The sequence below is a fragment of the Pseudomonas sp. AC112 genome, assembly GCF_979253545.1.
In genome coordinates this window covers 3856579-3881772 of sequence record NZ_CEEDCM010000001.1, presented here as the reverse complement: position 1 = coordinate 3881772, position 25194 = coordinate 3856579, and the positions used below count along the sequence as shown (strand labels likewise).

The following is a 25194-nucleotide window of genomic DNA, read 5'->3' as shown; positions in this document are numbered from 1 at the left end:
GTAACGGTTGCAGATAAACCGCCATCGCTGACAAGCCAGCTCCTACATGTTTTGCTGCGTTTACTCTGTGAGGAGTGTGTCGACTTCGGCAGTGCCCGGGGAAGTTGCAGGTCCCCAGCGTGTCACCGCCAACGCCGCTGCCGCATTCGCACGGCGTGCCGCTTCAGCAGGTTTCAAACCTTTAGCAAGGCCAGCAATAAACACCCCTGCATGCGCATCCCCCGCCCCATTGCTGTCCACCGCTTTTACCTTGAAACCCGGCACATGCTCCGCCTGGCCATTGCGGCTCACCCAGCAACCATTCGGTCCATCCCGCACCACTAGCAAGGCATCAACGGGCAGGTGACGATTGAGATCGATCAGCGCATCCGCCAACGTACCCGCTCCGGTAAATGCCAGGGCTTCCGGGCCGTTACTGGTCCAGATATCGATGCGCGGCAACAACGCCATCATCAGCGCCGAATCCGGCGCCTTGACCAGCGGGCCTGGGTCGAACACCACGGTGATCGCTCGCGGCAGCGCCAGTAGCCAATCGAGCAATGCCTGCGCCTTGCCTTCCAATAAAAGGCTGTAGCCGCTGACATACACGTAATCGTCCGCTTGCGGAACCATTCGCGCCAAGTCATCGGCACTCAAGTCACCTTCAGCGCCGATATGGGAAATGAAGGTGCGCTCAGTGGTAGCCTCGGTCAGCGATACACACAAACCGGTGTCTTTTTCGGTGCTGGCCGTCTGGGCCATTTCCACCCCTTCGGCCTGCATCGCTGCGCGCGCCAGGTCGCCAAAACGCCCGTTACCGTGACGCCCCAGGTAGACCACTGGCAGCCCGTTGCGCCGAGCGGCGGCCATCACGTTGAAGCCGCCGCCAGCTTCAAAGCTGGCCGATTGCGCCAGTACGTCGCCGCCGGTGGCGGGCAAGGTATCGAGGGCCATGACCAGGTCGACGATGACCTGGCCGGTGTGCAGCAATCTAGACATTAGGGCTCTCGACTAAAGCCGGACGACGATCAGCTGCGCCGCCCAGTACCGCGTAAATCCCGCCGGCCACCAGGAAGGTGACGATCCAGCCCAGGCCGTTGTGGCCCAGCCAGGAGTCGGACAAAGGCCCGGCGAACCAGATGTTTTCGGCAGTGGTGCCGATGGTGGTGAAGCTGAAACCCAGCACGATCGCCACGGCCCAGGCGCCGAACGCACGCCACTCCACGCCGCCGCGATACCAGTAGGCGCTGCTTGGGCTCACGTCCAGCAGGTCCTTGGGACTGTAGTAGTGACGGTGGATCAAATCGACCACAAAGATGCCGACCCACGCAGTAATCGGCACCGCCAGCAGCGAAATGAAGGTGATGAACGGGCCATAGAAGCTGTCGGCGATCAACATGAAGTAGATCGAGCCGGCGAAGATCGCCACGATGTCGACGATCACCGCATGCACGCGCTTGACCTTCAAGCCGAGCGTCAGGGTGGTGAGGCCCGCCGAATACACCGACAGGTTGTTGGACAGCAGCAGCCCGCCGAACGCGGTGATCAGGTACGGCACCGCCATCCAGGTGGGCAACATGTCGCGGATCGCGACGATTGGGTCAGTGGCCGAGGCCAGGTCGTTGTTGCCCACCGACAGCAAGCCGCCGAGGGTAATCAACAACACCAGCGGAATGCCTGCACCAAACGCGGCGGAGGCCACCAGGCGCACGGCCTTGACGCTGCGGTGCTGGTAGCGCGACATGTCGGCGCCGGCGTTGGCCCAACCGATACCGGTACCGGCAGCCATGGTGCCGATGCCGATGATCATTGCACTGAGCGGTGCCGGCGTGGCGTTGAACACGGCGCTCCAATCGATGGTGGCGCAGAGGAAACCGCCGACCAGGATGTTCAAGGCGCCGAACACGTAAGTGGCCCACTTCTGGATCACCAGCAAGGTGGCGTGGCCCAGGCCTGACACCGACAAGGTCAGCAACACAAAGATGGCGATGAAGATCAGGGTGAGTACCGGCGCGCTTTTCGCTTCGACCGGCGACCCGAACAAAATCGAACACAGCGACAGCAGCACAAAGGCCGCAGTGGTGGTGTTGACGGTCTCCCAACCCAGGCGTGACATCAATGACACCAGCGTCGGCCCGATATTGCCGCGCACACCGAAGATGGCGCGGGACAGCGTCAGGCTCGGCGCACGGCCACGACGGCCGGCGATGGAGATGATGCCCACCACCGCAAAAGAGCCCGCAGCGCCGAGAATGGCGACGATGATCGCCTGCCAGATTGCCAGGCCTCGGAACGCGACCAGGGTCGCACCCAGCGGCAAGCCAAGAATGCTGATATTCGCCGCGAACCACACCCAGAACAGTTGCAGCGGGTGACCGTTGCACTCGCCTTCCGGAACCGGTTCGATGCCGCGTGTTTCCAATTGCCCGGCACTTTGGCCGGAAGAAGTCGTGCTCATGAGGGGGGTGCTCCAAGTGCCTGTATTGTTGTGGTTGTGGCAGAGAATCAAAGCGTCAACCGGTCATCCTGACTCGACGCGAACTCTGTAGGAGCTGGCTTGCCGGCGATTGCGGTGCTCCAGCCATTGCATCGCCAACTGACCAATCGCCATCGCCGGCAAGCCGACTCCTACAAGGTTCAGCGCAATTTGAGCAACCCTTGAACCAGCGGCTGCAACTCCAGGCCATTGACCGCTTTGACCTGTTCGATCATCGCGTCAGGCCAGCACTGCAGGCCCAGGCACGCACCGAGCATGGCGCCGAGAATGGCGGCAATCGTGTCTGTGTCACCGCCAAGGCTGGCTGCCAGGCATAGCGCTTCGAAGGCGTTCATCTCGCCCACCGCCACTTGCTGGGCCAGGGCAAACGACACCACCACCGATTCCTGGGAAGCGACGGAGGTGCCGATCAATTCGTACAGCAGGTCGGCGAACAGAGCCTTGTCGCCACTGCCGACACTCAAGGTCCGCGCCCAGCTGATGCGCGTGGAAATGCGCCCGCCGGCAATCCAGTGACCATGGCCTTCGGCCTGCTGAGCAACCTGGGTGCCGATATTCAGCGCTTCGCCCAGGTCCACGCCGTTGATGCCAGCCGATACCACCGCTGCCACCGCCGCCGCACTGGAAATACCCAGGGAGGTGTTATGGGTGACCTGGCATGCCTGGATCACCGCCTGGATAAACTGCGCCGGGTCGCTGACATCGGCGGCAATCCCCACCGGGGTGATGCGCATTGCTGCGCCATTGGTGGTGCCGTAGCGGCCGGACTCTTCCGGCGTGTGACCGGCAAGGATCATGTCGATCGCACGCTTGGTAGACGGCCCCAGCAGATCCTGCGAGCCCTTGGCGCGCATCACTGCCTCCCAATCGATCAGGCGCTGGGCCAGCACGGTAGGCTCGATTTTGCCTTGGCCTTCCACCAGCAATTCGCCGACCAGGATGGCCTGCTCGGTGTCATCGGTGATGGAGCCGGCGGGCATGTTCGGCGCGATGGGCTGGTGGGCGTCGGCATCTTCCAGGCCGATGATGGCACCGAAACGCGCGCGGACTTGTTCGCGACTCAGGGATTGGGTCGGCATGCCCAGGGCATCGCCCAAGGCCAGGCCGTAGAAGGCGCCGAGGGCGCGGTTGTGCGGGGTCATTTCGAGTTTCCAAACTGGAGGTGCAGGCGAAAGTGCAGTGGGTCGAGCAAGCTTTCGACGTACTCCATGAATCGCTCGCGACGGTCATAGGTGGTACGCGACGCCTTGAGGAACACCGTGCCTGCGGGGCGACCGAGCAATTCGGCATCTTCATCGCTGAGGGGTTCGGCGCCGATCCATTGGTCCCCTTCGGCGCCGACATAACCGTAGGCGGCCAGGGTGATGGTCAGGGAGTTATCGATCAGGCCCACGTCTGGCAGGCTCTCCAGGCCTCCGGAGGCTGGCATAAGCGAACGCTCCAACGACACGGCGGTGCCATCGGTGGTGCGACGGCGACGGTCGAGGGCGATGAATTGGTCACTGCCGAATCGGCTGAACAGGTCCGGGCGGGTAACGGCTTCCAGACGCAGGATGTCGGTATTCACCCGCGCGCCTGTGTCGGCCAGGGCCTGGGCCCAACCACTGCGCTGGTCGAGTACCATGCCGTCAAAGGTGACGATGGAGCCGACGCCGCTCTGGGTCGCGATGTAGTTGCGTCGCTTGAGTTCGGCGAGGGCTTCGCGCAGGGTGCCGCGGCTGACCGCGAACTCTTCGGCCAATTGGTGCTCGCCCGGCAGCAGGAAACCGTCAGCCATCACCCCACCCTCGATACGGCGGATGAGCTCGTCGACGACGCGTTTTTTCTTATCAAATCGAACATGTCTAATCATGTACAAATTGATAACCGAAAGCGCCCATTTGCAGCAAGCGAATTATTTCAGCGAATTGAAAAAACCGGCCTCAGGGCTCCAGGCCAATGCGGAAAAACTCCCCACCGCTCCAGACGCCGAGCCAGTTCTGACCGTTGATCGGACGGCTTACCGCCAGCTCCACCAATTGGTAGAACGCGTTGCGATGCACCAGGGCTTCGAGGTTGGTGCGAACCCGCAGATACGGCGCAGGTTCCTGTGTGACGGGGTCGATCACCACCCGCAACGGGTGTTCCAGGCCGGCTTCGATCTGGTCGTCAACATTGGTGGTAAAACGCAGCACTTGGTCTTCACCCTGCCCTTCGACTTCGAGGGTTACCGCGACAAACGGCGCATCATCGACGGTGATACCGACCTTTTCCACGGGGGTGACCAAAAAATAATCATCGCCGTCGCGGCGGATGATGTTGGAGAACAGCTTCACCATCGGCTTACGCCCGATCGGCGTGCCCTGGTAAAACCAGGTGCCGTCGCGGGCGATGCGCATGTCGATGTGGCCGCAGAAGTCCGGGTTCCACAGGTGCACCGGTGCCGGTCCCTTGCCTTTGGGCAGTTGGGCCAACAGGTCGTTGGCCTTGGCAGAATCGGTCATGGTGCTCTCCTGGTTCTTATTGATTACTCATCCCTAACAGGCCACGGGCGTACTGTGCCAGCGGGCGGGCAATCAAATCTTCTGGCTTGTTGTCGTGGAACGTCAGTAAACCGCCACGACTGCGAATACGTGCAGTATCAATCAAATACTGGGTGCTGGTCTCGATCAACATGATCTGGATGACGCCGCTGTCCAGACCGACGCGGTCGAGGGCTTCCTGATCGGCCCATTCATCGGCGTTGCCAATGCGGTCATCCGCCTTGGCAAAACGGCAGTACAGCAAGTAGTGAGCGCCCGCCGCACGGGCTTCGGCCATCGCCTGTTCCAGGCCTTCTGGCTGACGGGCACGGCGCACCATGGGGAAATATTCGACAAAGCCGTTGAACGCTTCTTCGGCCACCACGTTTGGTCGCGGATACGCGCTACCCGGTGGCACGAAGGCGCCCTGGGCAATAAAGATAAAGGAGTCCGGCTGCACGCGAATCGAGGCGGTACGGCGAGTATCGCTGTGGTCCAGCAAGCCGGCATCACTCATCTGATAACGGGTGCCTTCGGCCATATCGCTGACGGTCATGCAACCACTCAGCGTCAACGACGCCAGCAACAAAACCAGACTACGCATCCTAATCCTCCAGAAGCCGGTGACGGAAAACCGGCGAATGGGCGTGAGATGCAGAATCCAGGCCATTCATCTGGAATGCTGAACAACTGTGGGAGCCGGCTTGCCGGCGATCGCGGCGCATCAGCCATCGCATACGTGACTGACAGGGCGCTATCGCTGGCGAGTCAGCACCTACAAGGCCAACATCCACAAGGGGTGTGGTCAGCCGCCGATGATCTTCATGATGGTGGCGCCGCCAGAGAAGGCCACTTCCTGCTTATCGCCCAAGGCCTTCATCAACAGGCCTTGCAGCGCGGGCAACGCTTGATGGCGCGGCTTGTCGAGCAAGTCGCCGATGTAGTGACGGTTACTCGACGACAGGCAGCCATGCAGCCAGCCCGTGGACGACAACCGCAACCGCGAACAGGTACGGCAGAACGGCACGCTTTCGTTGGCGATCACCCCAAAGTAACCCTTGCCCGGCACTTCGTAGCGCACGGCCGTGGCGTCCACGGGGGCATTGGCTTGCAGGTATTCATACTGCTCGCCGATCAGGCCCAGCAGTTGTTGCAGGCTGACAAATTGCTGCAGGAACGCGTTGGAATCCTTGGCCAGGTGCCCCATGCGCATCAACTCGATGAAGCGCAACTCGTAGCCACGCTCCAGGCAGTAGTCGAGCAGTGGCATGACCTGGTCAAGGTTCTGGCCGCGCAACGGCACCATATTGACCTTGATCTTGATTCCGGCAGCGCGGGCCTGGTCCATGCCATCGAGCACGGTGGCCAGGTCGCCACCACGGGCGATGCTGCGAAAAGCGTCCGCATCCAGGGTGTCGAGGGAGACGTTGATGCGCTTTATCCCGGCTTCCACCAGCAATGGCAGCTTGCGCGCCAGTAACTGGCCGTTGGTAGTCAGGCTGATATCAGTGAGGCCCATGCCACCCACGGCGCCCATGAACGCTTCCAACTTGGGGCTGACCAGCGGCTCACCGCCAGTGATACGCAGGCGGTCGATGCCCGCGGCCTCAATCAGGTACGCCACGCCACGGGCCATGGCCTCGGCCGAGAGTTCGTCCTGGGCAGCCACCAGCCGCTTGCCGTTGGGCACGCAGTAGGTACACGCATAATTGCAGGCTGAGGTCAGGCTGATCCGCAAATTGCGAAAACGCCTACCTTGACGATCAACGATCATGGATCACTCCGGCAGAGGATGGTTCGGGCGCGCTAAAAGCTGACTGAAAAATCAGCTTTTAGCAAGGGTCCATGCCTGAGTATATTCCTGGGGTACTGCGCGCGGCAGCAAATCATTACGTGGAAGGCGATTCCAGCGGTGGATGCTCGGTACTGTGCTTGCGTTTGTTGCCCATGCGCACGCCGATGTCCATCAGGAACTGGAAGAAACCTTCCTGGTCTTCCAGCACATTGCTCCAGAACGGCGAGTGATAGAGCGCCACGGCGCCGTGCACCAAGGCCCAGGCGGCGCAGTAGTGGAAATACGGCGGCACGTCTTCCAGCTTGCCTTCACTGATGCGGCCCTTGATCAGCAGGGTCAGGCGTTCGAAGTTGGAAGCACGGATCTTGTGCAGTTCCTCGACCATCTCCGGCACCTGATGGCCCTTGACCACCTTCTCTTCCAGGCGGTCGAACAGGCGGTAGCGCTGCGGGTCGCGCATACGGAACTCGAAGTAGGCGCGGGACAGGGCTTCCTTGTCCTTGTCGACGTCGGCCGAATGCAGCAACTCGTTCAAGTCGCGCTCGTAGTCGAGCATCAGGCGCAGGTAGATCTCCGCCTTGGACTTGAAGTGCTTGTAGATCGTGCCTTTGCCGATACCCACGGCATCCGCGATCATCTCGACGGTGACGCTGTCTTCACCCTGTTCGAGGAACAGCTTGAGTGCGGTGTCGAGAATTTCCTGCTCACGGCGGCGAAACTCACGGACCTTACGGGGTTCTTTGTGCATGAGGAAGAGGTCTGCAAAGGTCGGAATAGGGAGGGTTGCGCAGTGCCACGGATACGTGGCGATACGATTTACCCGATGCGAGGGATTATCCCGACTGAACGGTCGTTGGGCAATGTCTATGTGAACCCGCAACGCACTTTACTTTCAACACGCCAACGTTTTCATGGATATCAGTCAGAAATAATACGCAACAACTGCACCCGTGCACCTGGCTGATGAGAACTCAAGCGAAGCGCGCGTATTCCAAATCTGTTTAAAAAACGACCAGTCGCGACTGGACTGAATCAGATACTGATCAATACTTGAACTGTCGGCGTGACATCTCCCCCAAGTGAAGCGCCGACCTGGGTACCAACGGACCGTGTGCCCTTGTTTTACTCCTAATGGTCTTAGCCCGGATTCACCCCCCAGAACCCGGGTTTTTTTTGCCTGCGATTTGGCCGCGTCAGCCAGCGACGTGAGCCAGCGGGAACAGGCGCTTGAAGTTCGCGGTGGTCTGCTCGGCAAAGCGCTCATAGGACTCACCCCGCAGCATCGCCAGGTAATCCGCCACATCACGCACGTACTCGGGCAGGTTGGGCTTGCCGCGATGAGGAATCGGCGCCAGGTACGGCGAGTCTGTTTCCACCAGCAGGCGGTCGGCCGGCACTTGGCGAGCGACATCACGCAGGGCATCAGCGTTGCGGAAGGTGACGATACCCGACAGGGAAATGTAGAACCCAAGGTCGAGGGCGGCCTTGGCCATGTCCCAGTCCTCGGTAAAGCAGTGCAACACACCGGCCTGCGGCAGCGCGGCTTCGCGCAGCAGGGCCAGGGTGTCAGCGCGGGCGCCACGGGTGTGGACGATCACCGGTTTGCCGGTCTGCCGGGCGGCTTGCAGGTGCAGGCGGAACGAGGCCTGCTGCAACTCGGCGGCTTCAGGCTCGTAGTGGTAATCCAAGCCGGTTTCGCCGATGGCCACCACGCGTGGGTGATTGAGTTCACCCAGCAACCAGTCAAGGGCCGGGGCTTCTCCGGGCTTGAGGTCCAGCGGGTGGATACCCACCGAACAATCCACATCGGCATAGCGCTCGGCCAGGGCTTTGACGTCGGCGGCGTTTTCGGCGCTGACGCCAATGCACAGGAAGTGCCCTACCCCGCGCTGGCGTGCGGCTTCCAGCGCGGCGTCCAGGGAACCGCCGTGCTGGGCCAGGTCGAGGCGATCAAGGTGGCAATGGGAGTCTACGAGCATAGGTATCTACAACTTCAGTCACGAAAAGTGTCTGGCCGACGATACACCCGCCGGCCACGGGAATTAACGGCGGCCGAGCAACCCGACCCACTGCACCAGCAGCGCTTCAAGCAGCAGCACGCGGTTGAGGTTGGCTTTGCCGAGTACCTTCTGGCGCTGGGCGAGGATCCAGTCCTGGATCGTCAGCACCTTGTCCTGAGCGCTTTTCTGCGCCAGGTATTGCACCACCTTGCGCATGTCCGGCAGGCCCAGGCCGTTTTCGTCCTGGGTCAGCTGGTAGCGCAGGATCAAGCTCGACCAGTCGCAGAACCAGTCGAACAGCAACAGCAGGGGAATATCTTTCCAGGCGCTTTCCGCCAGCTGAGTGGCGGACACTTCCTGCTTGATCAGTTTCTTTACGCCATCCACCACCAGCGCGCGTTGCTCACGCACGCCCTGGGCCTGCAGCTTCACCGCCGCCAACGGCGAGCCAGCCGCCAGGGTCAGCAGCTCGACGCGCTCGTCCTCGGTGCATGCCGGCAATGCCTGCGCCAGCCACTCAAGGCTCATGGCCTCGCTCGGCAGCGGGCATGCCTGCTGCACACAGCGGCTGCGGATGGTCGGCAACAGACGGCTGGATTGGTGGCTCACCAGCAACAACACGGTATCGCCGGACGGCTCCTCCAGGCTCTTGAGCAAGGCGTTGGCGGCGTTGATGTTCATCGCCTCCACCGGCTCGATCAGCACCACCTTGCGCCCGCCCATCTGCGCGGTCTGCACCACGAAGCTGACGAGGTCACGCACCTGGTCGACCTTGATCGCCTTGTCGGCTTCCTCGGGCTCCAGCAGGTAGTTGTCCGGGTGACTGCCGGCCTTGAGCAACAGGCACGACTTGCACTCGCCGCAGGCTTCCAGGTTGACCGGGCGCTGGCACAGCAGGCTGGCCATGAGTCGCTCGGCCAAGTCACGCTTGCCGATACCCACCGGCCCATGCAACAGGTAGGCATGAGCGTGCTGGGCACGGCCGGCCAGTTGCTGCCACAGGTTGTCCTGCCACGGGTAGGCTTCAGCCACGGGCGCGCTCCAGCAATGTTGGCAGCAGGGCATCGATGGCTTGCTGCACCTTGACCAACGGCTGGGCGGCATCCAGCAGGTGATAACGCGCAGGCTCGGCGGCGGCGCGCGTGAGGAACGCAGTACGTACGGCGTCAAAGAAGGCCTGGCCCTCCAGCTCGAAACGGTCCAGGCGACCACGGGCACTGGCGCGTGCCAGGCCCACTTCCACCGGCAGGTCGAACACCAGGGTCAGGTCGGGGCGCAGGTCGCCCTGGACGAAGGTTTCCAGGGTGGCGATGCGCTCCAGGGACAGCCCCCGGCCGCCGCCCTGGTAGGCATAGGTAGAGTCGGTGAACCGGTCGCAGATCACCACCGCACCGCGTGCCAGGGCTGGGCGAATCACTTCGGCCAGGTGCTGGGCACGCGCGGCGAACACCAGCAGCAGCTCGGTATCCGGGTTCATCTGCTCTTCACCTGGGGCCAGCAGCACCTCGCGGATACGCTCGGCCAGCGGCGTGCCGCCGGGCTCGCGGGTCAGCACCACCTCGATGCCTTCGCTGCGCAAACGCTCGGCCAGGTAATCGCGGTTGGTACTTTTGCCGGCGCCTTCGGGGCCTTCCAGGGTAATAAACAAGCCAGTCACAGGCAGTCCTTAGTCAGAATTATTGCGGGCTTTGCGGCGCGGCAGTGCCCGGCGTCGGTTCGGCCGGTTTTTCCACCGGCGCCTGCTCGGTCGCGTCCGACGAAGGCGCCGCGTCTTGCGCAGGCTTCACCACCGGTGCCGGGCTGGACCGGTAATCGGCACGGCGCTTGAGCTGGAACTCACGCACGGCGGCATTATGCGCATCCAGGTCATCAGAGAAAATATGGCTGCCGTCGCCTCGTGCGACAAAATACAGGCTGCTGCCCGGCACCGGGTTCAGCGCGGCGTGGATCGCCTCGCGACCGACCATGGCGATCGGCGTCGGCGGCAGGCCGGCGACCATGTAGGTATTGTAGGGGTTGGCTTCCTTGAGGTGGGCGCGGGTCAACTTGCCGTTGTAGCGCTCACCCAGGCCGTAGATCACCGTCGGGTCAGTCTGCAATAGCATGCCGACCTTAAGGCGCCGCACGAATACCCCGGCGATCTGCCCACGTTCTTCGGGTACGCCGGTCTCTTTCTCCACCAGGGAGGCCATGATCAACGCTTGATAAGGGTCGGTGTACGGCGCATCGGCAGCGCGCTTGCTCCACTCCTGGGCGAGTACATCATCCAGGCGGTTGTAGGCTTTTTTCAGGAATTCGACGTCGGTCATGCCACGCACGAAGCGGTAGGTATCCGGGAAGAACCGTCCTTCGGGAAACACGCCGGGGTGGCCGAGCTTGTCCATGACTTCGCTGTCACTGAGCCCCGAGAGGGTCTGCACGATCTTTTCATGCTTGGCCAGGGCCGAGCGCACCTGGCGGAAGTTCCAGCCTTCGACCAGGGTCAGGCTGTACTGCACCACTTCGCCACGCTGCCACAGGCCGATCAAACCCTGCGCCGTCATGCCGGGCGTCATGCGGTACTCGCCGCTGTGCAGTGGCTGGCCGTCGAGGTTGAAGCGCCAGTACAGGCGCAACCAGAAGGCGCCTTCCAGCACACCGTCGGCTTCCAGGCGATTGAAGGTACCGGTGGGGGTCGCCCCGGCCGGTACGTCGAGCAATTGCTCCTGGGTCAAGTTCAAGGGCTGCGTCAAGGCAGCGTCGAACTTCCAGGCCGAATAGCCCAACAGCAAAGCCGCCGAGAACAGACCAATCAGCAGCAGTACAACCAGTTTTCGTATCAACTCAAATTTCCAATAGCGCGCGAACAATGCCCTGCAGTTTACGGGTGAGCGGCCCAACCGACCAGCTCATCGCAGCGTACCCGCGCACCGGCCAAATGCCATAAACGCTGTTGCACACAAAGACTTCATCGGCTTGCTGCAGTTGCTCAAGATCGATGTCGGCCACGGCCACCGGGATGCCCAGGGTCTGTGCCTGGGCCAGAATCTCGGCGCGCATGACCCCGGCAACCCCACAACGGGTCAGATCAGCGGTTAGTAACAAGCCGTTGCGCACCAGGAAAACATTGCTGAATACCCCTTCGATGACACGACCGGACATGTCCAGCATCAAGCCTTCGGCATGCTCGGTATCCTGCCATTCGGCGCGGGCGATCACCTGCTCCAGGCGATTGAGGTGCTTGAGACCGGCCAGCAATGGCTGCTCGGCCAAGCGCGTGACACATGGAAACAGGCGGATGCCGTCAATTCCATGGGCGTGGGGATAGGTCGCGGGCGGATTGCCCTGCAAGATGCGGCGCACGGGTGCGCCAGGGTTGATGCCGTAACCGCGCAGGCTGTCGCCACGGGTCAGGATCAATTTGAGAACACCGTCACCCAGGGCGGCGGCATAGGCCAGCACTTCGCTGCGGATCAATGCATGATCCGCAACCAAGGCGAGGCGCCTGCACCCCTCATCGAGCCGGTGCAGGTGACGGTCGAGCAGCAAGGGCTGCCCGGCCTTGACCGCGATGGTCTCGAACAGCCCATCGCCATACGCCAGGCCGCGATCTTTCAGGGGCACGCTGTCCGCTGGCTGACCGTTGACCCAGCTGTGCATCACTCGGCGAACCGGCGGAACACCAGGGAACCGTTGGTGCCGCCAAAACCGAACGAGTTGGAGATCACCACGTCGATCGGCATGGGTTGCGCTTCGTGAGGCACGAAGTTCAGGTCGCAGCCTTCGTCCGGCTCATCCAGGTTGATGGTCGGCGGAGCGACCTGGTCCTTGATGGCCATGACGCTGAAGATCGCTTCGACCGCGCCCGCCGCACCCAACAAGTGGCCGGTCATGGACTTGGTAGAGCTGACCGCCAGCTTGTAGGCATGCTCGCCGAACACCGACTTGATGGCTTCGGCTTCCGCCAAGTCGCCTGTCGGGGTCGACGTGCCATGGGCGTTGATGTACTGCACCTGGTCCGCATTGACCTTGGCATCGCGCAGGGCGTTGGTAATGCAACGCGCAGCGCCGGCACCGTCGGACGGTGGCGAGGTCATGTGGTAGGCGTCGCCACTCATGCCAAAGCCGATCAGCTCGGCGTAGATGGTGGCGCCGCGCGCCTTGGCGTGCTCCAACTCTTCCAGCACCAGGGCACCGGCACCGTCGGACAGCACGAAGCCGTCACGGCCCTTGTCCCACGGACGGCTGGCACGGGTGGGTTCGTCATTGCGCGTCGACAGCGCACGGGACGCGCCGAAGCCGCCCATGCCCAGGCCACAGGCGGCCATTTCGGCGCCGCCCGCGATCATCACGTCGGCTTCGTCATAGGCAATGTTACGCGCGGCCATGCCGATGCAGTGCGTGCCGGTGGTGCACGCCGTGGCGATGGCGTAGTTAGGCCCCTGTGCGCCCAAGTGGATGGACAGGAAACCGGAAATCATATTGATGATCGAGCCCGGTACGAAGAACGGTGAAATTCGACGAGGGCCGGAATCGTGCAAGGTGCGGCTGGTTTCTTCAATATTGGTCAAACCGCCAATACCCGAACCCATGGCCACGCCGATGCGATCACGGTTGGCGTCGGTGACTTCCAGGCCGGCGTTACGCACTGCCTGAAAACCGGCTGCCAGGCCGTATTGAATGAACAGGTCGAGTTTGCGGGATTCTTTTACCGAGAGATATTCCTCGACATTGAAACCCTTTACCGAGCCGCCAAAACGGGTGGAATAGGCAGAAAGGTCCGTGTGTTCAATCAGACCAATACCACTGTGGCCAGCCAGAATGCCCTGCCAACTGCTTGGCACATCCGTGCCCAGTGGCGACAACATACCCATACCGGTGACTACGACGCGTCTACGCGACACAGCACTCTCCTTTTTCTAATGACGACACTTTTGCTTCAGCGCGTACTTTTCATCAGGGCTAAAGAAAAAACCGCACGCCGTTACAGCAGTGCGGTTTTTCCCTGACAGCAAGCGACGACTACAAACTATTACGCCTGGTGGCTAGTAACGTAGTCGATAGCAGCTTGAACAGTAGTGATTTTTTCAGCTTCTTCGTCCGGGATTTCGGTCTCGAATTCCTCTTCCAGAGCCATCACCAGCTCAACGGTGTCAAGGGAATCGGCACCCAGGTCTTCTACGAAGGAAGCAGTGTTGACCACTTCTTCTTCTTTAACGCCCAGTTGCTCGGCGACGATTTTCTTGACGCGCTCTTCGATGGTGCTCATACCTTGTTTAACTCCTAATGGACAAATTCAGGCAGCTGGCCAGTGGGTAAGTGTATAGAAAGCCTTTTCAGCTTTTCAACTGAAAGCTTCACCCTGTACCCGGTCGGCCACCTGCCTATAAATTAAGTTGCAGCTTTATAACGGATTTTAGACAGCTCGTATGACATTTTTTTGAAGCGATCCGTCACAATTTAACTCATGTACATCCCGCCGTTCACCGGGATTGTAGCCCCAGTCACGTATGCCGCACCGTCGGATGCCAGGAAAGTGACCACATTCGCGATCTCTTGAGCCTGGCCCAGACGGCCCAGCGGAATCTGCGTCAGCAACGCTTCACGCTGTGCTTCCGGCAGTTCGCGGGTCATATCGGTGTCGATGAACCCTGGGGCCACCGAGTTGACCGTAATCGACCGCGAGCCGACTTCACGTGCCAATGCACGGCTGAAACCTTCCAGACCGGCCTTGGCGGAGGCGTAGTTTACTTGGCCTGCGTTGCCCATGGCACCCACTACGGAGCCAATATTGATAATTCGGCCCCAACGCGCCTTGGTCATGCCACGCAAAACGCCCTTGGACAGGCGAAACAGACTGTTCAAGTTGGTGTCGACCACGTCGTACCACTCGTCGTCTTTCATGCGCATCATCAGGTTATCGCGGGTGATACCGGCGTTATTCACCAGAATCGCCGGCGCGCCGAACTGCGCGGTGATCTCAGCCAGTACGGCAGCCACGGACTCATCGCTGGTCACGTTCAGCTCAAGGCCGGTGCCTTGCACGCCGTTTTCCTTCAGGGTCGCGGCGATACGCTCAGCGCCCGAAGCGGAAGTGGCAGTGCCGATCACAACAGCGCCCTGACGGCCCAGTTCCAGGGCGATCGCCTGGCCAATGCCACGGCTAGCGCCAGTAACCAGTGCAACTTTACCTTGCAGACTCATGCAGGCTTCTCCTAAGTGCGGAAATCAGGCCAGTGCCGCGCGCGCGGCAGCGAAGGCATCCGGGGTATTGAGGTTGGCGGTCGACACACCGTCGGCGCAACGTTTGTTGAGGCCGGCCAGTACTTTGCCCGGGCCGCACTCGACCAGCTCGGTGGCGCCATTGGCCGCCAGGGTCTGGACCGACTCAACCCAGCGTACGGGCTTGTAGAGCTGCTCCAGCAGGTCGCGCTTGAGGGTGTCGAGGTCGGCGGCCACGGCTGCGCTGACGTTCTGCACCAGCGGGATCTGCGGCGCCTGCCAGTTGATGGCGGCGATGGACTCGGCAAAACGCTCGGCAGCCGGACGCATCAGCTCGCAGTGCGATGGCACGCTCACCGGCAACGGCAAGGCGCGCTTGGCGCCACGGGCCTTGCAGCCTTCGATGGCGCGCTCAACGGCAGCCTTGGCACCCGCAATCACCACCTGGCCAGGGGAGTTGAAGTTTACCGCGCTGACCACTTCGCCCTGGGCCGCTTCGGCGCAGGCTTCGATCACGACGGCATCGTCCAGGCCCAGGATCGCGGCCATGCCGCCCTGCCCGGCCGGAACGGCTTCTTGCATCAGTTGGCCACGACGCTCGACCAGCTTGACCGCTTCACCGAGGGTCAGGCTGCCCGCCGCCACCAGGGCGCTGTATTCGCCCAGGCTGTGACCGGCCACGAATGCCGGGCGCGCGCCGCCTTCCGCCAGCCACAAGCGCCACAAGGCGATCGAAGCGGTCAGGATGGCCGGCTGGGTTTTATCGGTTTGATTGAGTTGCTCTTCCGGCCCCTGCTGGGTCAGTGCCCACAGGTCGTAACCCAGGGCGTCGGAAGCTTCCTTGAAGGTGTCCAGGATCAACGGATAGTGCGCGCCCAGCTCGGCCAACATGCCGAGGGACTGCGAACCCTGCCCTGGAAAGACGAATGCGAGGGATGTAGACATGTAACAAGCCCCTAATGATCTGGTCGTCAAAAATGCGCACTCCTACGGTGGGAGCGCACGAAACTGACAGATTGGATGGTCAATTGAACTGGCCGGTCACATTTAAGCACTCCCGGGCCGATTCGCCTAAGGCAACAGGTCCTCTAGACGGCCATGCAAGCGTTGCGGCAGGTTTTCCTGGATCTCGATCAGGGCCCGCGCAATCGCGCTTTGAAAGCCTTCCACGCCAGCCGAGCCATGGCTTTTCACCACAATGCCCTGCAACCCCAGGAAACTCGCGCCATTATGCCGCGCCGGGGCCAGGTCAGCCTGCAGGCGGCGCATCAACGGCAGCGCCAGGGCGCCAACCAAGCGCGAGGCCAGGCTCTGCTTGAACAGTGCTTCGATACGCGTGGCGATCATGGTCGCCAGGCCTTCGCTGGATTTGAGCAGGATATTGCCGACAAACCCGTCGCACACCACCACGTCTGCCTCACCGCGATACAACCCGTCACCCTCGACAAAGCCGACGTAGTTCAGTCCGCGCGCACCTTGCAGCAACGTGGCGGCGAGCTTGACCTGCTGATTCCCCTTGATGTCTTCGGTGCCGATATTCAGCAAGGCAACGCGCGGGCGAGCCACGCCAAGCGCCTCGGCAGCCACCGAGCCCATCACGGCGAACTGGAGCAGATGCTCGGCGCTGCAATCGACGTTTGCGCCCAGGTCCAGCAACTGGCAATAGCCTTTCTGCGTCGGAATCGCTGCTACCATCGCGGGCCGGTCAATGCCCGGCAGCGTCTTGAGCACAAACCGCGACAACGCCATCAGGGCCCCGGTATTGCCGGCACTGACACAGGCTTGCACCTTGCCATCACGCAGCAACTCCAGGGCCACCCGCATCGAAGAATCAGGCTTGCCACGCAGGGCTGCCGCTGGCTTTTCATCCATGGTGATGGTTTCGCTGGCTGGCGTAATCGTCAGGCGCGCGCGATCCACCGCCGGGTGGCTGGCAATCAGTTCTTCAAGTAAGGAGGGTTGACCGACGAGGGTCAGGTGCAGCGAGGGTGTTGCAGACAGGCTGGCAATGCAGGCCTGAACAATGCTGCGGGGACCGAAGTCCCCGCCCATTGCGTCTATCGCGATGACTAGAGCAGACAAGTGATTACTCGTCAGCGCCCTTGTCGATCACTTTACGGCCACGGTATACGCCTTCTGGCGATACGTGGTGACGCAGGTGAACTTCACCGGTGGTCTTTTCTACGGACAGGGTGCTAGCCTCGAGAGCGTCGTGCGAACGGCGCATGTCACGGGCGGAGCGGGATTTTTTGTTCTGCTGAACAGCCATAATTGATTAACTCCTAAACGTTTGGGTCACGCTTTAACTGCGCCAATACACTGAACGGGTTGGACCGCGTTACCTCGTCCTCGCTCGGTTCGGGCTCGTCATCGAGGCCCGCCGGCTGCTGGCATTCTTCCGGATGATGAGCAGGCACAATGGGCAAGGCGAGCAAAAGCTCCTCCTCGATCAGTGCATGCAGATCCAAAGGATCTTCGCCCAGTTCCAGCACGTCATAACCTTTCGGCAACGACTGGGTATTCGCACCCTCCTTCACCACAGCATAACTGCACTCGCTGTGGATCGGCAGGGTGACCAGCTCAAGACAACGCTGGCAAACCATTTTGACTTCGGTGTCGATAAAGCTGTGGATTACCACAGATTTACGTTCATCTCGTTCAAAAACGAATTTGGCCTGCACCGTACCGACAGTGTCGGAAAGCGGGTCGCAGAGTCTCTCCAAATCGGCCAGCAGCAACTCACCTTGAAGGGAGGTGCCACGATCAGCCAATTTGCGCGGGTCAACGTGAGGTGGAATCGGGTCATTCAACATAGGCGCAGCATTATAGGGATGCACCCAGCCATGTCAAAGGAAATTCAGCCCTGTGCGTCAGCCGGTCGCCCCGCTAGAATCCCCCGCGGCCCTGAGGAGACGACCATGCTGCCTTTATTACTTGCATCCAGCTCGGTTTATCGCCGGGAATTGCTGAGCCGCCTGCACCTGCCGTTCATCTGCAGCTCGCCGGATATCGACGAGAGCCACCGCGAAAATGAATCCGCCATTGAACTGGTCAAGCGCCTGGCCGAGCAGAAAGCCCGCGCCCTTGCCGCCAGCCATCCAGGGCATTTGATTATAGGCTCCGACCAGGTCGCGGCGCTCGACGGCCGGATCATCGGCAAACCGCACACCTTCGAAAACGCTCGCGAACAACTGTTGGCCGCCAGTGGCAAGCGCGTCAGCTTCCTCACCGGGCTGGCACTGCTGAACAGCGAGACGGGGCACTGCCAGGTCGACTGCGTACCCTTTACCGTGCACATGCGCGAACTGGACGCTGAACGCATCGAGCGCTATCTGCGGATTGAGCAGCCGTATGACTGCGCGGGTAGCTTCAAGGCAGAAGGATTGGGTGTGAGCCTGTTCCAGAGCACCGAAGGGCCGGACGCGACCAGCTTGGTTGGCTTGCCGCTGATACGACTGGTGGACATGCTGCTGGCTGAAGGCGTGCAAATCCCCTAAGAACACCGCATAACCAAATGTGGGAGCGGGCTTGCTCGCGAAGGCGGCGCATCAGTCAGTACATCTGTGCCTGACCCACCGTCTTCGCGAGCAAGCCCGCTCCCACATTTTGAGCTATGTCAGCTTCAGGATGTCAGCGCAGGGACGGGCCTTGGAAGCCCATATAGAAGGCCAGCTTCTCGGCCACGCTGGCACCGAGCCGCTTGGAGAAACGATCAAACGGCGATTCTTCCACCGTGAAATCCACCAGCTCCTTCTCGCCAATCACATCCCGTGCGACCGAACTGGCACTGCCCAGGCCGTCGATCAAGCCCAGCGGCAACGCCTGCTCGCCCGACCACACCAGCCCGGAGAACAGCTCCGGGTGGTCTTTATCCTTCAAGCGATCGCCACGCCCTTGTTTCACGCTGGCAATGAACTGGCGATGGGTGGTGTCGAGCACGCCCTGCCAGAACTGGGTTTCATCCGCCTTTTGCGGCTGGAACGGGTCGAGAAAAGCCTTGTGCTCACCCGAGGTGTAGGTACGACGCTCCACCCCCAGCTTCTCCATGGTGCCGACAAACCCATAACCGGCCGCCGTCACACCAATGGAGCCCACCAGGCTGGCCTTGTCGGCGTAGATCTGGTCAGCGGCACTGGCGATGTAATAGGCGCCGGAAGCCCCCAAGTCGGAGATGACGGCGTACAACTTGATCTCCGGGTGCAGGCCACGCAGACGGCGAATCTCGTCATACACATAACCCGACTGCACAGGGCTGCCGCCCGGACTGTTGATGCGCAGGATCACGCCCTTGACCTTGGGGTCCTCGAACGCGGCACGCAGGCTGCTGACGATATTGTCGGCACTGGCGGATTCCTTGTCGGCAATTACCCCGCGCACTTCGATCAGCGCAGTGTAGTTGGCGCCACGGGTCGCGCTTTTTTCCATGTCCATCAACGGGCTGAACAGTGCCAGCATGGCGATAAGCCAGGTAAAGGTCAGCAGCTTGAAGAAAATCCCCCAGCGCCGCGCACGACGCTGCTCCTGGACACTGGCCAGGAGGGTTTTCTCCAGCAGCTTCCAGCTCTTGTCATCACTGCTTTCAGCCTTTTCGGGCGCTTTCCACTCGTCACTCATGCCATCAACCCCAGCAAAGACTTATTGAGCCCGGCTGAGCCAGGCCTGCAATTCGGAAAAATGATCAATCGTCAGCCTGGGCTCATATTGCTGCAAGGCTTCGGCCGCCTGGGCGCCATAGCTGACCGCCACGCTGTCCATGCCCGCATTGCGCGCCATCATCAGGTCGAAGGAGGCATCGCCCACCATCAAGGCCTGGCGTGGCGACACACCGCAATGGGCCAGGATCTGCTCCAGCATCAGAGGGTGAGGCTTGCTGGCAGTTTCATCGGCGGCACGGGTGATATCGAAATAATCTTCCCAACCGTGAGCCTTGAGCACACGGTCCAGCCCGCGACGCGCCTTGCCGGTGGCGACCGCCAGGTGATAACCCTCGGCGCGGAACACCTCCAGAGACTGCACCACACCGTCGAACAACGGCGAAGGCGTGGCCTCCAGGGCGATGTAGTGATCCGCATAGTGATCACGGAAGGTGACCAGCTCGGCGTCACTGATCTCGGGGTACAAGGTACGAATCGCCTCAGGCAGGCCCAGGCCGATGATGCCCTTGACCGCATGATCCGTGCACAGCGCAAACCCCGAGCGGGTCGACGCTGCGTGCATCGATTCGACAATGCGGCCAATGGAGTTGGCCAGGGTGCCGTCCCAATCGAAAATCAGCAGTTTGTAATCAAGGTGCGACACTCAAGCGCTCCACGGTCTTGGCCCACATTTCATCGACCGGCGCCTGCAGCTTCAACTCGCCACCATCGGGCAGCGGCACGGTGAGCATGTAAGCGTGCAGGAACAGACGCTTGCCGCCCAGGTCGCGGATCTCCTTGGAGAAATCCTCGTCACCGTATTTGGTATCGCCAGCGATGCAATGACCAGCGTGCAAGGTGTGCACGCGGATCTGGTGGGTACGCCCGGTCACCGGCTTGGCCTCGACCAGGGTGGCGAAGTCACCGAAACGGCGCAGCACCTTGAACAGGGTCAGGGCCTCTTTGCCCTCCTCGTCCACTTCCACCATGCGCTCGCCGGAACGCAGGTTGCTCTTCTGCAACGGCGCACGGACGCTCTTGATCGAGCTGGCCCAGTTGCCGCGCACCAGCGCCATGTAGCGCTTGTCCACGCCATCGCCACGCAGGGCGGTGTGCAAGTGGCGCAACATGCTGCGCTTCTTGGCGATCATCAGCAGGCCAGACGTGTCACGGTCCAGGCGATGGACCAGTTCCAGCTCCTTGGCATCCGGACGCAACTGACGAAAGGCTTCGATCACGCCAAAATTCAAGCCGCTGCCACCGTGGACCGCAATGCCACAAGGCTTGTTGATCACGATCAGCTTGTTGTCTTCGAAGACAATCGAGGCTTCCAGGCGCTGCAACAAGCCTTGGGCCAATGGCACGGGCTCATCACGTTCCGGCACGCGAACCGGCGGCACGCGAACGATATCGCCCGCCTGCAACTTGTACTCAGGCTTGATCCGACCCTTGTTCACCCGCACTTCACCTTTACGCAAGATGCGGTAAATCAAGGTCTTGGGCACGCCTTTGAGCCTGGCCAGGAGAAAATTGTCGATGCGTTGGCCGGCATATTCCGGCGAGACCTCGAGCAGCTGGACGCTGGGGGTCTGGGGGGCGGTAGTCGTCATGGCGGCGATGATAACAATTTTTTATGGAATTGAAGCACTTAATCATTGCTGCTATAGTCGCGAACGCCGCCAAAAGCGGCCTGGACAGAGGACATGCGGCAAACTGCCGGCCCTGACCATCGCAATTCATCAGGACGCGAGGCCGTCCTACGGGGCTTTCGCCACCCTGGAAGGCTCGAGATTGTAACAAGCGCAGGTGACATGAGGCCTGAAGCGAGTGCAGAAAGCAGAGTGAATACTCGCGTTTTGCGCCGATATTTACGGCCAGTTCACAAAGTGCAGTCAGTCTTGAGCCAGACCATGGCGAATGCTTCGGAAACAACGCCTGTTAAGAGCTGAGTGAGAGCGCAATCGCCCACACCTAGTCTTGTTTAGCCATGAGCGTGGACTCCCCATTGGAGAACACGGTAAATGCCAACCCGCTGCGGATTCTGCGCGCGGCAGCACCCGAATTATCAGGGATACGTGTAGGGTGGAGATGCACAACCGTCGGACCGTGTAGCACTAGGCTTATATTTAGACGCTTCATCTCGTCCACAGTCGCCGGTTGATTCCTCCTCCTGACCTTAGCTTTTGTTGAAGTGGTGCCTTTGTCACCACCGCTAACAAGCAGGACGCGTCCGTCGCGATACCGGCCCAATTGGCTCGTTATTGCTGGACACTGGAGTGGCCAACCACTCTTGACGCACCTGACACCGACCGTGAGAAGTCGTGTGTGCCGAACGCCGTTTCCGGCAGCCCGGAAACCGACGGTACAACATGAAAAGAATGCTGATTAACGCAACTCAACCCGAAGAGTTGCGTGTTGCACTGGTAGATGGCCAACGCCTCTACGACCTGGACATCGAATCCGGTGCACGCGAGCAAAAGAAGGCCAACATCTATAAAGGCCGTATTACTCGCATCGAACCAAGCCTTGAGGCTGCCTTTGTCGATTTCGGCTCCGAGCGCCACGGCTTCCTGCCCCTCAAAGAAATCTCCCGCGAATACTTCAAGAAAGCCCCCGAAGGCCGCGTGAACATCAAGGACGTCCTGAGCGAAGGCCAGGAAGTCATCGTCCAGGTCGAAAAAGAAGAACGTGGCAACAAGGGCGCCGCCCTGACCACTTTCATCAGCCTGGCTGGCCGTTACCTGGTCCTGATGCCAAACAACCCACGTGCCGGCGGTATTTCCCGTCGCATCGAAGGCGAAGAGCGCAACGAACTGCGTGAAGCGCTGAACGGCCTGATCGCACCGGCCGACATGGGCCTGATCGTTCGCACTGCCGGCCTGGGCCGCAGCAGCGAAGAAATGCAGTGGGACCTCGACTACCTGCTGCAACTGTGGACCGCCATCAAAGAAGCCTCCCTGGATCGTTCCGCGCCGTTCCTGATCTACCAGGAAAGCAACGTGATCATCCGCGCCATCCGCGATTACCTGCGCCAGGACATCGGCGAAGTGCTGATCGACAGCGTTGAAGCCCAGGACGAAGCCCTGACCTTCATCCGCCAGGTGATGCCGCAGTACGCCAGCAAGATCAAGCTGTATGAAGACAGCGTTCCGCTGTTCAACCGTTTCCAGATCGAAAGCCAGATCGAGACCGCCTTCCAGCGCGTGGTCGAACTGCCTTCCGGCGGCTCCATTGTGATCGACCCGACCGAAGCCCTGGTGTCCATCGACATCAACTCGGCGCGTGCGACCAAAGGCAGCGACATCGAAGAAACCGCCCTGCAGACCAACCTGGAAGCGGCTGAAGAAATCGCCCGCCAGTTGCGCCTGCGTGACATCGGCGGCCTGATCGTGATCGACTTCATCGACATGACCCCAGCCAAGAACCAGCGCGCCGTGGAAGAGAAAGTCCGCGAATGCCTGGAAGCTGACCGTGCCCGCGTGCAGGTTGGCCGTATCTCGCGCTTCGGCTTGCTGGAAATGTCCCGTCAGCGCCTGCGTCCATCCCTGGGCGAGAGCAGCGGCATCGTTTGCCCACGTTGCAACGGCACCGGCATCATCCGTGACGTTGAATCGCTGTCCCTGGCGATCCTGCGCCTGATCGAAGAAGAAGCCCTGAAAGACCGCACCGCCGAAGTCCGCGCGCAAGTGCCGATTCCGGTTGCCGCTTTCCTGCTCAACGAAAAACGCAACTCGATCACCAAGATCGAACTGCGCACCCGTGCCCGTATCGTCATCCTGCCGAACGATCACCTCGAAACCCCGCACTTCGAAGTGCAGCGCCTGCGTGATGACAGCCCGGAAGCCCACAGCGGCCAGTCCAGCTACGAAATCGCCGCTGCCGCCGCCGAAGTGGAAGAAGTCCAGCCAGCCGCCGCGACCCGCACCCTGGTTCGCCAGGAAGCAGCCGTGAAGACTGCGCCGGCCCGCGCCAACGCACCGGTTCCAACCGAAGCTGCAGCCCCTGTTGCCGCGCCGGCTGCCCTGCCTGAGCCAAGCCTGTTCAAAGGCCTGGTGAAGTCGTTGGTGAGCCTGTTCGCCACCAAGGAAGAGCCTGCCGCACCGGTTGTGGTTGAAAAACCAGCTTCAGAGCGCCCAGCGCGCAACGAAGAGCGCCGTAACGGTCGCCAGCAGAGCCGTAACCGCAATGGCCGTCGTGACGAAGAGCGCAAGCCGCGCGAAGAACGTGCGCCGCGTGAAGAACGCGCCCCACGTGAAGAGCGTGCGCCCCGCGAAGCCCGTGAAGAAACCCCGACCGTAGAACGTGCACCGCGTGAAGAGCGCGCCCCACGTACGCCGCGCGCTCCACGTGAAGACCGCAAGCCACGTGGCGAGCGCGAAGAGCGTGTACGTGAACTGCGCGAGCCGCTGGACGCTGCACCCGCCGTTGCCGGCGCTGCCGTTGTTGCTGAAGAACGCCCGGCCCGCCAGCCGCGTGAAGAGCGTGCGCCACGTGAAGAACGCCAACCTCGCGCCCCGCGTGAAGAGCGTCAACCGCGTGCCGAGAACGCTGCTGCCAGCGAAGAAGAAGTGCTGACCGGCGAAGAGCAACTGCAGGAAGACGGTCAGGAAGGCGCCGAAGGCGATCGTCCACGCCGCCGTTCCCGTGGCCAGCGTCGTCGCAGCAACCGTCGTGAGCGTCAGCGTGATGCCAACGGCAACGTGATCGAAGGCTCGGAAGAGACCGGCGAAAACGCAGAAGCCGCTACCGGCGAACCGACTGGCGCCGAACTGGCTGCCGGCCTGGCTGTTACCGCTGCCGTTGCCAGCTCGGTCATCAGCGCACCTGCTGAAGCCCAGGCACACGAGCAGGCTGAACGCGCTACCGCTGCTGTTGAAGAAACCGTCACCGTGGAAACACCTGCCGCCGAGACGCCAGTCGTTGAAGCACCTGCTGTTGAAGCGCCGGGTGCTGAAACTGCAGTCGTAGAATCGCCGGTTGTTGAAGCGCCTGTTGTCGAAGCCACCACCCCAATCGAAGCGCCGGTTGTTCCGGAAGTGGAAGTTGCCCCGGTTCAAGAAGCCCAGCCAGAAGTTGAAGTGGCAGCGGTTGAACCCGCCCCAGTGGTTGAGCCTCAGCCAGTGGTTGAAGCGGTGGTTGAAGCACCGGTTGTCGAAGCAGCGCCAGAAGTACGTGAAGTCCGCGAAGTTCGTGAAGAACAGACCGCCTTCCAATGGACTGCAGAACCAGCCGCTCCGGTTGAAGCGCCAGAACCTGCCCCAGCGGTAGAAGAAGCGCCAGCACCGGTTGCCGAAGTCGTGGTTGCCGAGCCAGCCCCAGTGGTTGAGCCTGCTCCGGTCGTTGAACCTGCGCCAGTGGTTGAAGCGCCGGTGGTTGCCGAAGTTGCCGCCCCCGTGGTTGAAGCAGCACCGGCCAGCGCCCTGACCGAAAACGGCCGTGCCCCGAACGACCCACGTGAAGTGCGTCGTCGTCGCAAGGAAGCCGAAGCCGCCGCCGCTGCTGCCGCAGCACAGGAAGCAGAGCACGAGAGCAAACCTCTCGCCTGATTCGCGCAGCGATTAAAAAGCCCCGCCTGAGTGATCAGGCG

The 25194-nt window shown here is 61.3% G+C and carries 25 protein-coding genes; 2 read left to right on the top strand and 23 right to left on the bottom strand.

Annotated features, from left to right (window positions below; translation table 11 throughout):
* Nucleotides 1–60: 60 nt before the first annotated feature.
* The 20 genes from AC0IYN_RS17950 to AC0IYN_RS17855 all read right to left on the bottom strand — a co-directional run bounded on the left by AC0IYN_RS17950 (nucleotide 61) and on the right by AC0IYN_RS17855 (nucleotide 17786).
* Complete coding sequence (locus AC0IYN_RS17950) at nucleotides 61–978, bottom strand: PfkB family carbohydrate kinase (protein ID WP_471842391.1); 918 nt, start codon at nucleotides 976–978, stop codon at nucleotides 61–63.
* Entirely contained in the window at nucleotides 971–2437 is a 1467-nt protein-coding gene (locus AC0IYN_RS17945) for a purine-cytosine permease family protein (protein WP_025854160.1), read from the bottom strand. The genes AC0IYN_RS17950 and AC0IYN_RS17945 overlap by 8 nt, the downstream gene beginning before the upstream one ends.
* A gap of 179 nt (nucleotides 2438–2616) precedes the next feature.
* Nucleotides 2617–3618 carry an ADP-ribosylglycohydrolase family protein gene (locus tag AC0IYN_RS17940; protein ID WP_471842390.1) on the bottom strand — a complete coding sequence of 334 codons (1002 nt, stop codon included), beginning with the start codon at nucleotides 3616–3618 and terminating at the stop codon, nucleotides 2617–2619.
* Nucleotides 3615–4328, bottom strand: a complete 714-nt coding sequence (locus AC0IYN_RS17935; protein ID WP_100492307.1) for a GntR family transcriptional regulator — start codon at nucleotides 4326–4328, stop codon at nucleotides 3615–3617. The genes AC0IYN_RS17940 and AC0IYN_RS17935 overlap by 4 nt, the downstream gene beginning before the upstream one ends.
* Before the next feature lie 70 nt (nucleotides 4329–4398).
* A complete protein-coding gene (locus AC0IYN_RS17930) occupies nucleotides 4399–4959 on the bottom strand; it encodes a DUF1285 domain-containing protein (RefSeq protein ID WP_078049844.1) in 561 nt (186 codons plus the stop codon).
* Nucleotides 4960–4975: 16 nt separating this feature from the next.
* The gene (locus tag AC0IYN_RS17925; protein ID WP_099493648.1) at nucleotides 4976–5581 is read right to left on the bottom strand and encodes a DUF4823 domain-containing protein; all 606 of its coding nucleotides are present in this window, start codon (nucleotides 5579–5581) and stop codon (nucleotides 4976–4978) included.
* A 201-nt stretch (nucleotides 5582–5782) separates the two neighbouring features.
* Nucleotides 5783–6751 carry a GTP 3',8-cyclase MoaA gene (locus tag AC0IYN_RS17920; RefSeq protein ID WP_078049846.1) on the bottom strand — a complete coding sequence of 323 codons (969 nt, stop codon included), beginning with the start codon at nucleotides 6749–6751 and terminating at the stop codon, nucleotides 5783–5785.
* 115 nt (nucleotides 6752–6866) lie between these two features.
* Nucleotides 6867–7520 (bottom strand): TetR/AcrR family transcriptional regulator, encoded by a 654-nt coding sequence (locus tag AC0IYN_RS17915; RefSeq protein ID WP_028617572.1) that lies wholly within the window; start codon nucleotides 7518–7520, stop codon nucleotides 6867–6869.
* Nucleotides 7521–7965: 445 nt separating this feature from the next.
* A complete protein-coding gene (locus AC0IYN_RS17910) occupies nucleotides 7966–8751 on the bottom strand; it encodes a TatD family hydrolase (protein ID WP_457240061.1) in 786 nt (261 codons plus the stop codon).
* A gap of 63 nt (nucleotides 8752–8814) precedes the next feature.
* Nucleotides 8815–9804 (bottom strand): DNA polymerase III subunit delta', encoded by a 990-nt coding sequence (locus tag AC0IYN_RS17905; protein WP_214497331.1) that lies wholly within the window; start codon nucleotides 9802–9804, stop codon nucleotides 8815–8817.
* A complete protein-coding gene (gene tmk, locus AC0IYN_RS17900) occupies nucleotides 9797–10429 on the bottom strand; it encodes a dTMP kinase (protein WP_078049849.1) in 633 nt (210 codons plus the stop codon). The genes AC0IYN_RS17905 and tmk overlap by 8 nt, the downstream gene beginning before the upstream one ends.
* 19 nt (nucleotides 10430–10448) lie before the next feature.
* Nucleotides 10449–11594 (bottom strand): endolytic transglycosylase MltG, encoded by a 1146-nt coding sequence (gene mltG, locus AC0IYN_RS17895; protein ID WP_406598173.1) that lies wholly within the window; start codon nucleotides 11592–11594, stop codon nucleotides 10449–10451.
* A gap of 1 nt (nucleotide 11595) precedes the next feature.
* On the bottom strand, nucleotides 11596–12411 hold the full coding sequence (gene pabC, locus AC0IYN_RS17890) for an aminodeoxychorismate lyase (RefSeq protein WP_406598172.1): 816 nt from the start codon (nucleotides 12409–12411) through the stop codon (nucleotides 11596–11598).
* Nucleotides 12411–13655, bottom strand: a complete 1245-nt coding sequence (gene fabF, locus AC0IYN_RS17885) for a beta-ketoacyl-ACP synthase II (RefSeq protein ID WP_068935423.1) — start codon at nucleotides 13653–13655, stop codon at nucleotides 12411–12413. Before fabF ends, pabC begins: the two co-directional genes overlap by 1 nt.
* Nucleotides 13656–13783: 128 nt before the next feature.
* On the bottom strand, nucleotides 13784–14020 hold the full coding sequence (gene acpP, locus AC0IYN_RS17880) for an acyl carrier protein (RefSeq protein ID WP_003175607.1): 237 nt from the start codon (nucleotides 14018–14020) through the stop codon (nucleotides 13784–13786).
* 191 nt (nucleotides 14021–14211) lie between these two features.
* Complete coding sequence (gene fabG / locus AC0IYN_RS17875) at nucleotides 14212–14955, bottom strand: 3-oxoacyl-ACP reductase FabG (protein ID WP_005790544.1); 744 nt, start codon at nucleotides 14953–14955, stop codon at nucleotides 14212–14214.
* 24 nt (nucleotides 14956–14979) lie between these two features.
* The gene (fabD, locus tag AC0IYN_RS17870; RefSeq protein ID WP_406598171.1) at nucleotides 14980–15918 is read right to left on the bottom strand and encodes an ACP S-malonyltransferase; all 939 of its coding nucleotides are present in this window, start codon (nucleotides 15916–15918) and stop codon (nucleotides 14980–14982) included.
* Nucleotides 15919–16044: 126 nt separating this feature from the next.
* The gene (gene plsX / locus AC0IYN_RS17865; protein WP_406598170.1) at nucleotides 16045–17055 is read right to left on the bottom strand and encodes a phosphate acyltransferase PlsX; all 1011 of its coding nucleotides are present in this window, start codon (nucleotides 17053–17055) and stop codon (nucleotides 16045–16047) included.
* A 4-nt stretch (nucleotides 17056–17059) separates the two neighbouring features.
* A complete protein-coding gene (rpmF, locus tag AC0IYN_RS17860) occupies nucleotides 17060–17242 on the bottom strand; it encodes a 50S ribosomal protein L32 (RefSeq protein WP_003179396.1) in 183 nt (60 codons plus the stop codon).
* A 13-nt stretch (nucleotides 17243–17255) separates the two neighbouring features.
* Nucleotides 17256–17786: a YceD family protein gene (locus tag AC0IYN_RS17855; RefSeq protein ID WP_010566563.1), complete on the bottom strand. Its 531-nt coding sequence runs from the start codon at nucleotides 17784–17786 to the stop codon at nucleotides 17256–17258.
* A gap of 105 nt (nucleotides 17787–17891) precedes the next feature.
* On the opposite strand from AC0IYN_RS17855, the gene AC0IYN_RS17850 reads away from it, so the two are divergent.
* Nucleotides 17892–18470 carry a Maf family protein gene (locus AC0IYN_RS17850; protein ID WP_406598169.1) on the top strand — a complete coding sequence of 193 codons (579 nt, stop codon included), beginning with the start codon at nucleotides 17892–17894 and terminating at the stop codon, nucleotides 18468–18470.
* A 133-nt stretch (nucleotides 18471–18603) separates the two neighbouring features.
* Here AC0IYN_RS17850 and AC0IYN_RS17845 read toward each other — a convergent pair whose 3' ends face one another.
* Genes AC0IYN_RS17845 through rluC form a run of 3 tightly spaced genes read right to left on the bottom strand, consistent with a single transcriptional unit; the run spans nucleotide 18604 to nucleotide 21217 of the window.
* Entirely contained in the window at nucleotides 18604–19587 is a 984-nt protein-coding gene (locus AC0IYN_RS17845; protein WP_457231590.1) for a S49 family peptidase, read from the bottom strand.
* Nucleotides 19588–19608: 21 nt separating this feature from the next.
* Nucleotides 19609–20271: an HAD-IA family hydrolase gene (locus AC0IYN_RS17840; protein ID WP_406598167.1), complete on the bottom strand. Its 663-nt coding sequence runs from the start codon at nucleotides 20269–20271 to the stop codon at nucleotides 19609–19611.
* On the bottom strand, nucleotides 20258–21217 hold the full coding sequence (gene rluC, locus AC0IYN_RS17835; protein ID WP_028617584.1) for a 23S rRNA pseudouridine(955/2504/2580) synthase RluC: 960 nt from the start codon (nucleotides 21215–21217) through the stop codon (nucleotides 20258–20260). Before rluC ends, AC0IYN_RS17840 begins: the two co-directional genes overlap by 14 nt.
* Before the next feature lie 759 nt (nucleotides 21218–21976).
* Between rluC and rne the strand changes: the two genes are divergently transcribed.
* The gene (rne, locus tag AC0IYN_RS17830; protein WP_471842389.1) at nucleotides 21977–25153 is read left to right on the top strand and encodes a ribonuclease E; all 3177 of its coding nucleotides are present in this window, start codon (nucleotides 21977–21979) and stop codon (nucleotides 25151–25153) included.
* Nucleotides 25154–25194 lie beyond the last annotated feature (41 nt).

Coding starts and splice junctions, on each gene's coding strand:
- AC0IYN_RS17950 (WP_471842391.1), bottom strand. CDS start 978: ATGTCTAGATTGCTGCACACCGGCCAGGTCATCGTCGACCTGGTCATG.
- AC0IYN_RS17945 (WP_025854160.1), bottom strand. CDS start 2,437: ATGAGCACGACTTCTTCCGGCCAAAGTGCCGGGCAATTGGAAACACGC.
- AC0IYN_RS17940 (WP_471842390.1), bottom strand. CDS start 3,618: ATGACCCCGCACAACCGCGCCCTCGGCGCCTTCTACGGCCTGGCCTTG.
- AC0IYN_RS17935 (WP_100492307.1), bottom strand. CDS start 4,328: ATGATTAGACATGTTCGATTTGATAAGAAAAAACGCGTCGTCGACGAG.
- AC0IYN_RS17930 (WP_078049844.1), bottom strand. CDS start 4,959: ATGACCGATTCTGCCAAGGCCAACGACCTGTTGGCCCAACTGCCCAAA.
- AC0IYN_RS17925 (WP_099493648.1), bottom strand. CDS start 5,581: ATGCGTAGTCTGGTTTTGTTGCTGGCGTCGTTGACGCTGAGTGGTTGC.
- AC0IYN_RS17920 (WP_078049846.1), bottom strand. CDS start 6,751: ATGATCGTTGATCGTCAAGGTAGGCGTTTTCGCAATTTGCGGATCAGC.
- AC0IYN_RS17915 (WP_028617572.1), bottom strand. CDS start 7,520: ATGCACAAAGAACCCCGTAAGGTCCGTGAGTTTCGCCGCCGTGAGCAG.
- AC0IYN_RS17910 (WP_457240061.1), bottom strand. CDS start 8,751: ATGCTCGTAGACTCCCATTGCCACCTTGATCGCCTCGACCTGGCCCAG.
- pabC (WP_406598172.1), bottom strand. CDS start 12,411: ATGCACAGCTGGGTCAACGGTCAGCCAGCGGACAGCGTGCCCCTGAAA.
- acpP (WP_003175607.1), bottom strand. CDS start 14,020: ATGAGCACCATCGAAGAGCGCGTCAAGAAAATCGTCGCCGAGCAACTG.
- fabG (WP_005790544.1), bottom strand. CDS start 14,955: ATGAGTCTGCAAGGTAAAGTTGCACTGGTTACTGGCGCTAGCCGTGGC.
- fabD (WP_406598171.1), bottom strand. CDS start 15,918: ATGTCTACATCCCTCGCATTCGTCTTTCCAGGGCAGGGTTCGCAGTCC.
- rpmF (WP_003179396.1), bottom strand. CDS start 17,242: ATGGCTGTTCAGCAGAACAAAAAATCCCGCTCCGCCCGTGACATGCGC.
- AC0IYN_RS17855 (WP_010566563.1), bottom strand. CDS start 17,786: ATGTTGAATGACCCGATTCCACCTCACGTTGACCCGCGCAAATTGGCT.
- AC0IYN_RS17850 (WP_406598169.1), top strand. CDS start 17,892: ATGCTGCCTTTATTACTTGCATCCAGCTCGGTTTATCGCCGGGAATTG.
- AC0IYN_RS17845 (WP_457231590.1), bottom strand. CDS start 19,587: ATGAGTGACGAGTGGAAAGCGCCCGAAAAGGCTGAAAGCAGTGATGAC.
- rluC (WP_028617584.1), bottom strand. CDS start 21,217: ATGACGACTACCGCCCCCCAGACCCCCAGCGTCCAGCTGCTCGAGGTC.
- rne (WP_471842389.1), top strand. CDS start 21,977: ATGAAAAGAATGCTGATTAACGCAACTCAACCCGAAGAGTTGCGTGTT.